General features: G+C 39.8%; 6 protein-coding genes. All 6 read right to left on the minus strand.

What is annotated here, in order from left to right; translation table 11 throughout:
* Positions 1-273: 273 nt before the first annotated feature.
* Positions 274-2,205, minus strand: coding sequence for a threonine--tRNA ligase (thrS, locus tag ACQKN2_RS24680; protein WP_427417275.1), 1,932 nt, complete (start codon positions 2,203-2,205; stop codon positions 274-276).
* A 553-nt stretch (positions 2,206-2,758) separates the two neighbouring features.
* Complete coding sequence (gene dnaI, locus ACQKN2_RS24685) at positions 2,759-3,697, minus strand: primosomal protein DnaI (RefSeq protein ID WP_427417279.1); 939 nt, start codon at positions 3,695-3,697, stop codon at positions 2,759-2,761.
* A gap of 2 nt (positions 3,698-3,699) precedes the next feature.
* Entirely contained in the window at positions 3,700-5,082 is a 1,383-nt protein-coding gene (locus ACQKN2_RS24690; protein WP_427417276.1) for a replication initiation and membrane attachment family protein, read from the minus strand.
* 15 nt (positions 5,083-5,097) lie between these two features.
* Positions 5,098-5,568: a transcriptional regulator NrdR gene (gene nrdR, locus ACQKN2_RS24695; RefSeq protein WP_049667519.1), complete on the minus strand. Its 471-nt coding sequence runs from the start codon at positions 5,566-5,568 to the stop codon at positions 5,098-5,100.
* Positions 5,569-5,858: 290 nt separating this feature from the next.
* A complete protein-coding gene (locus ACQKN2_RS24700) occupies positions 5,859-6,881 on the minus strand; it encodes a glyceraldehyde-3-phosphate dehydrogenase (RefSeq protein WP_427417277.1) in 1,023 nt (340 codons plus the stop codon).
* Between the two features lie 523 nt (positions 6,882-7,404).
* Positions 7,405-7,661 (minus strand): hypothetical protein (locus ACQKN2_RS24705; RefSeq protein ID WP_427417278.1); only part of this gene is annotated, 257 nt, incomplete at its 5' end.

A 7,661-nucleotide genomic window follows, 5' to 3' on the forward strand; every position in this document is an offset into this window, starting at 1 on the left:
GTCGGGGCAACAAATGTTTTCTGTGCGAAAGCGCAGTGCAACGTAGCGGCAGCAACAGGATGTTGGTCACGAAGGCGTTATCACAGGATGTGATGGTTTTAGCCTTCGTTCCTCTATCGCTAATCCCCAAGGAGTCACCCAGTCGTAACGAAGATCAACTTTTATACATCGCATACGATTTAACAAATGACATCCCAAACTTTTGGTGATTTTGCTCGGCGAATTCTAATCTTTTTGAATCTGATCGAATATTCGCCGGCAAAATTACGAAAATTATTTTGTGATTTCTGCTTTAATGTTGGCTAAGAAGTCTTGGAAGCTAATTGTTTCTGAATCTTTTGAGCCGTAACGACGTACGTTTACGCCACCAGCCTCTACTTCTTTGTCTCCGATAACAAGCATATACGGGATTTTTTTCATTTGTGCTTCACGGATTTTGTAGCCTAATTTTTCTTCACGGTCATCCATTTCAACACGTAAGCCCGCTGCAGTTAATTGCTCTTCAATTTGTTTTGCATAATCGAAGTGTGCTTCGTTTGAAACTGGGATAACTTCAACTTGTACTGGTGCTAACCATGTTGGGAATGCACCTTTGTACTCTTCGATTAAGAAGGCAACGAAGCGTTCCATTGTTGATACTACACCACGGTGAATAACAACTGGACGATGTGGTTTACCATCTTCTCCTACATAAGTTAAGTCAAAGCGTTCTGGTAATAAGAAGTCAAGCTGAACTGTTGATAAAGTTTCTTCTTTACCAATTGCAGTTTTTACTTGTACGTCAAGTTTAGGACCGTAGAATGCAGCTTCACCTTCAGCTTCAAAGTAATCTAAGCCAAGCTCATCCATTGCCTCTTTTAACATGCTTTGTGCTTTTTCCCACATTGCATCGTCGTCGAAGTATTTTTCAGTATCCGCTGGGTCACGGTAAGATAAACGGAATGAGTAATCATTTAAATCGAAGTCTTTGTAAACTTCTAAAATTAATTGTACTACTTTTTGGAATTCGACTTTAATTTGGTCGGGACGAACGAAAATATGTGCATCATTTAAAGTCATCCCACGTACACGTTGTAAACCTGAAACAGCACCTGACATTTCGTAACGGTGCATAGTACCAAGCTCTGCAATACGTAATGGTAGGTTACGATAAGAATGCATGCTGTTTTTGTACACCATCATATGGTGAGGGCAGTTCATCGGACGCATAATTAATGTTTCATTGTCCATTTCCATTGGTGGGAAAATAGAATCTTGGTAATGATCCCAGTGACCAGAAGTTTGGTACAGCTCTTTAGAACCAAGTACTGGTGTATAAACATGCTTATAACCAAGCGATAATTCTTTATCTACAATATAGCGCTCAATAACACGACGGATTGTCGCACCATTTGGTAGCCATAGCGGTAAACCTTGACCAACTTTTTGAGAAGTTGTAAATAACTCTAATTCTTTACCGATTTTACGGTGATCACGTTCTTTTGCTTCTTCAAGCATTTGTAGGTGATGTTTTAATTCTTCTTTTTTAAAGAATGCAGTACCATAAATACGTTGTAGCATTTTGTTATCTGAGTTACCTCTCCAGTAAGCACCCGCTAATGAAAGAAGTTTGAACTCACGAAGCTTGCCAGTCGATGGTGCGTGGATACCACGGCAAAGGTCGAAAAATTCACCTTGATGGTAAATAGAAACTTGCTCATCTGCTGGAATCGCTTCAAGTAATTCTAATTTATATTCATCGCCGATTTTTTCATAAATCGCTTGTGCTTCTGCACGGCTAACATTTTTGCGCTCTATCTCTAAGTTTTCAGCGATAATTTTTTTCATTTCTTTTTCGATTGCCGGTAGGTCTTCTGCAGTGATGGCTGTTGGTGCATCTATATCATAGTAGAAGCCACCTTCAATAACTGGACCGATACCAAGTTTAACATCTGGGAATAAACGTTTAATCGCTTGTGCTGTTAAGTGCGCAGTAGAGTGACGTAAGATTTCCAGTGCTTCCTGATCATCCTGTGTAATAATTGAGATTGTTGCATCCTCTTCAATTGGTGTTTTTAAATCGACTAAGACACCATTCACTTTACCCGCATATGCTTTTTTACGAAGTCCTGTGCTAATTGATAATGCTACGTCATCAGTAGATGTGCCTTTTGCAAATTCCTTTACAGCGCCATCTGGGAAAGTTAATTTAATCATATCTGACATTTTTCTGCACTCCTTATAGTTTTGTTGTGATGCATGATTGAAGTCAAAGAATCCCCGGAATTGATCCTCATTCAATAGGTGTTTGGACACCCACTGAAAAGGAACTACATCCGCATTCGTTCACCACTATTTTCCACTGAACAAAATAAAAAAAGCTCCGTCCCTACGAAAGGGACGAAGCGTATGCTCGTGGTTCCACCCTTCTTCCTTCCGACTTTTTATAGTCAGACGAAGCTCAAGGCTAGCTAACGGGCTAGGGACCGGCGAAAGATTATCCCTTTCGCTGCTCAGCAGGTAGTAAATAGTGTGCTCAAACTAGGAAGCTTACAGCCAATGACTTCCCTCTCTAAAAGCCTTACACAAAATTCATGTCCTCATCAATGCATTTGATCAATTATGCCTCGGCATAATCCGGAGGCTTTAACTTTTTCAGCAAGTGTTTTTTGTAGCGAAAGCGAAGCGTCAGCTACAAGTGTTTGGACACCAGTTGAAGGAAGTTAATTATTATATGTGACAGTATACGCTCGATTGTCATAAAATGCAACTGCCAATCTTACATACGTCTATTTTGCCCACTCATTTTAATCGGCTCTGTCAAGGCTTTGATACGTTCCATAACACGTCCAGCCTTCACGACCTCAATGTCACCTTTTTGTGACTGTGCTAAATGATGCTCCAACTCATCATAATTAAAATTAGATGTAATGAATGTTGGCAATTGCTCTGCCATGCGGTAATGGAAAATAGTCCCCAAAATTTCATCTCGCGTCCAAGCAGTCATTGTTTCGGCTCCTAAATCATCAAGCATTAGTACTGGTGCCTTTTTCACATAGTCTATTTTTTCATTCAATGTGTTGTCGCCAATTGCATTTTTCATTTCTCGTAAAAATTCAGGCACGAAAACTACAACTGACTTTACTTTAGCCTTCGCAAGTTCATTAGCTAATGCGCCTAGCACAAAAGATTTCCCCACGCCAAATTGGCCATATAAATAAAAGCCCTTAGCAGGCAAATTCCCTGTATCTAGTACATTTTGAACAAAATCAGCCGCACGGTTTGCAATGTCAATACGTGTATGATCATCAATAAATAGATCACTTATAGTAGCTTGTAGCACATCCTTTGGCATATGCATACTTGCTATCATATTAGCAACATCTCGGCGCTCATCTTCACGTATCTTTTGCTCGCATCTTACATAATCAATTTCAACAGTACTCCTTACTACACGTAAAGTAGGTAAAAAACCTTTTAAGTAATTTGTACAACTTTCTGTATTGTCACAGCCACAGCAGACTGTAGATTGGCTAATAAATTCATGGAGCTTCGGTAAATTACGTTCAACCGCATCATAGCTTAACTCATCCATATGCTCAGCTAAAAACTCTTGCACACGAGGGTTTTCTAAAATCTCTCGACGCATCGCTTCATATCGTTCTTGAAATGATGGTACAGAAATTGCTCTTTTTAATGGTCCATTAATCGGTTCGATTGTCATTCACCTACCTTATTTTGAATATTACCTAATTTTTCTAATATCTTTTGTCTTTCCTTTTCAAAATCAGTAGTGTCAGTATTCGTTGTATCTTTTAATACTTCCTCTGATTTTTCATTACGCTTATAAAACCAATCTGGTACTTTTTCCTCTCGGCGATTTTTTGTGTAAGAGTTCTTTTTTGCCGAAGACTGGGGTTTATTTTTCCACGTAGTGTACTTATCATGCTCTTTACGTGCTAGCTCCATTGCTTCTTTTGCTGTTTGAATATTTTTACGTACCCAATGATCCGCAATCGTTTCCACATATTTCTTAGGTAGCTTCATATCAGTTGTTAGCATTACATATTCCAGAAGAGCATTAACAACCCCTACTGGCATTCCATGCTGGACAATTAAACTCTCAGCAAGCCGTACGGAGGTCTGTAGAGGTTCTTTGCCATTATTGATATCTCGCAGCACTTGCACTGGGGGAGTCGTCTCCAAATATTGCTGAAGCTCCTGATCCTTTGTTTTTTGGCCTGATTCTTCTATGGCTGACGGCTCACTCACTCTAGCGAGCTTTGGTGGTTCTTTTGATACCGTTAGCTTATAAAAATCCGCAGCAGCCTTACGTAAACGTTCCAGTGAAATACCTAGATCATCATCTAATGCCAGAATCACTACTTTTTGCATATCGAGTGCCGTTAAGCGGTATAAAAATGCTAATTTCGCTATTGTTTCTCGCACCTCAAATGTTAGTAAGCTAGCCGGTACTAGTTGCTCCGATAAGCCCGCTTGCAGCAGTTCAAAGTCAAACTGGTCAAAATAAAACGGATATATCTTTTGCTGTGTATCCTTACGACTAGTATCAACTTGTAAATCATCTGGAATCCTTGTACTTACAGGCTTGAAAACATCTATGAAGGCACGCGATACATCTTTAAATTCTGCATCTCTCGCAGCAGGAATAAAACGCTGACGTAACTTCCGATAAGCTTGCTCCCCAATTTTACTAAACAAAAACATCGACAGCAGTGGGTCTTTCATAAAACTATCCGCATCAAGTGGACGTATCAGCTCATATAAAAAGCTTCGCTCGTCATCTCCCTCTTTTTTCCATGTGTGTAACAAGCCAATTGCTTCAAGCGCAATACGTGCTTCAAATACTTTTCCAATAGGAAGCCCTAGCACATTCATTAAATAATAATGTGTCATTTGCTGCTTTGGCATTTGCTCAGCCTCTGCCCATAATGTTAAATAAAGGCTGATTGGTTCCGCACCAATTAAAGGCTGATAAAAAAGCGTTACTAATTGACGCTCCTGCGTAGAAAGTGCATGAGGTAGACGAATGTCAAAAGAATCAGCAGGCTGTAATTCCTTATACAAATGGATCAACGTCATTCCCCTCTCTGTTTCCTATAATTTCTGCTCTGTCTGGCGTTGGATAATTTCTTTAATTTCTTCAATAAAGACATTGATATCCTTAAATTGACGATAAACCGATGCAAAGCGCACATACGCAACCTCATCGATTTTCGCTAAGCGATCCATTACCATTTCTCCTACATCCTCAGATCGGACTTCAGAATTCCCAATACGGCGAAGATCTTTTTCAATAGACATTACTAGTCCTTCAAGTACTTCAAGAGAAACAGGTCGTTTTTCGCAAGCACGAATAAGTCCACGAAGTACCTTTTCACGGCTAAATTCTTCTCGTGAACCTTCTTTTTTCACTACAACTAACGGTGTCTCTTCAATTTTTTCAAACGTTGTAAAGCGGAAGCCACATGACTCACATTCACGACGTCTACGAATTTCTTTATTATCATCAACCGGCCTCGAATCCACAACACGCGTTCCGTTAAATTGGCAAGATGGACATCTCATATAATTACTCTCCTGATTTCACAACAATTTAATATTTCTATTATAACAAATTTCCTATGTAGAAGAAAAGCGCATTGACGCTAGTGTGCTCATGATAATCCTTGAAAGTAGAAAGCACAAGCCTAGATTCTGCAATCTAACAAAAAAAGCACATTGAAATCACTCGGATTTCAATGTGCTTAGTTTAACTTCTTTCAGCGGATGTCACAGAATCGGTCAGGAGTTCTTTGTGCAGGCACAAAGCCGATTCCGGACGCAATTATGCCGAGGCATAATTGATTTATTAATGATTAAGCATTAACCGTTTCTAATGCTTTTGCCACTTTTTTCACAAGATCTACAACGCGTGCTGAATAACCCCACTCATTGTCGTACCAAGCAAGTACTTTCACTTTGCGGTTACCCATTACCATTGTAGATAGTCCATCTACTGTTGAAGAGTAAGTTGTTGTATTGTAATCAGAAGAAACTAGAGGCTCAACTGAGAAGTTTAAGATACCTTTCATTGGACCTTCAGTAGCAGCCTTAACGAATGCAGCATTGATAGAATCTACAGTTACGTCTGTGTTTAAATCAACTACTAGGTCAACTAATGATACGTTTGGTGTTGGAACACGAAGTGCCATACCATGAATTTTACCTTCTAATTCAGGTAACACTAACTTTAATGCTTTGGCAGCACCTGTAGATGTTGGAATGATTGATTGTGCGCAACCACGTGCACGACGTAAATCTTTATGTGGATTGTCTAAATTCTTTTGGTCATTTGTATAAGCGTGAACTGTTGTCATTAATCCGTTTTCGATACCAAATGTATCATTTAACACTTTAGCAACTGGTGCTAAGCAGTTTGTTGTACAAGAAGCATTTGAAATAACATCATGTTTTGAGATATCAAGTTTCTCATCATTTACACCTAAAACAATTGTTACGTCCTCGTTTTTACCAGGTGCTGTTAAGATTACTTTCTTTGCGCCTGCTTCTAAGTGCATTGCTGCTTTTTCACGATCATTAAATTTACCAGTTGCTTCAATAACGATATCCACACCCATAGTTGCCCATGGTAATTTTAATGGGTCGCGTTCGCTAATAATTTGAACACGTTTACCATTTACAATTAAAGCATCGCCTGCAGGCTCCACTGAACCCTCGAATGTTCCGTGATTTGTGTCATACTTAATCAAATGTGCTAACGTTTCAGCTGGATAGCTAGCGTTAATTGCAACGATATTTAAACCTTCTTGCACGATCGCTTGGCGGAAAACCATACGTCCGATACGTCCGAAACCATTAATAGCAACTGATACTGTCATTTATAAAATCCTCCTGTGAGTCATACTCAGATTAATTATATACTTTATGCGAATAGTATAACACAATTTCAAAAAAGATGAACATTATATATTCATAATATTAAAGTTCTTATTTTCTGAAAAATAAAATCGCCTAAATTAGTCCTTATTATGGTATAAACTCACAAAAAAATGCATATCAAAATGTTCTTGCTACGCACCCATGTTGTTGAAAAAACATGGCAAGGAAATCTCGGTGAATTGTGTGGCACTTTAAAGGGTGATTTCCGTTCCAGGCTACTCGCTTTGTCGCTGACGCTTCGCTTTCGCGCAGAGCAGAGCTTCCTGTGGGCGAACGTCGAGCCGCTTCCTCCGCTGCGCTCCGTCCAGGGTCTCGCCTGTCTCGCTTTCCCACGGGAGTCGAGTAGCCTTCCACTCCAATCAGCAATAGCGTAGAATTTTTATGAATTTCTTTCATTTCAAAAGTAACACTATTGCTTATCCAACAGGAAAGACTTATAACAGTGACGCATTGTAACTATTGCTAATGCTTCGCTTTTTCACAAAACTGCTGTAGTCTAATTTTATAACTATAAATTAGAGTGCCCTTCAAGAAAATACTTGCTATGTAAAGTGTTGATTGGAGTGGAGGCTGGGCGACTCCTTGGGGATTAGCGATAGAGGAACGAAGGCTAAAAGCATCACGTCCTGTGATAACGCCTTCGTGACCAACATCGTGTTGGCCCGAGACCCTGCAGCGAGCAGCGCGAGTGAAGCGGCTCATCGGACGCCCCCAGGAAG

This window comes from Lysinibacillus sp. NPDC093688, assembly GCF_050280145.1.
GTDB lineage: Bacteria > Bacillota > Bacilli > Bacillales_A > Planococcaceae > Lysinibacillus > Lysinibacillus xylanilyticus_B.

Coding starts and splice junctions, on each gene's coding strand:
- ACQKN2_RS24690 (WP_427417276.1), bottom strand. CDS start 5,082: ATGACGTTGATCCATTTGTATAAGGAATTACAGCCTGCTGATTCTTTT.
- ACQKN2_RS24700 (WP_427417277.1), bottom strand. CDS start 6,881: ATGACAGTATCAGTTGCTATTAATGGTTTCGGACGTATCGGACGTATG.
- thrS (WP_427417275.1), bottom strand. CDS start 2,205: ATGTCAGATATGATTAAATTAACTTTCCCAGATGGCGCTGTAAAGGAA.
- nrdR (WP_049667519.1), bottom strand. CDS start 5,568: ATGAGATGTCCATCTTGCCAATTTAACGGAACGCGTGTTGTGGATTCG.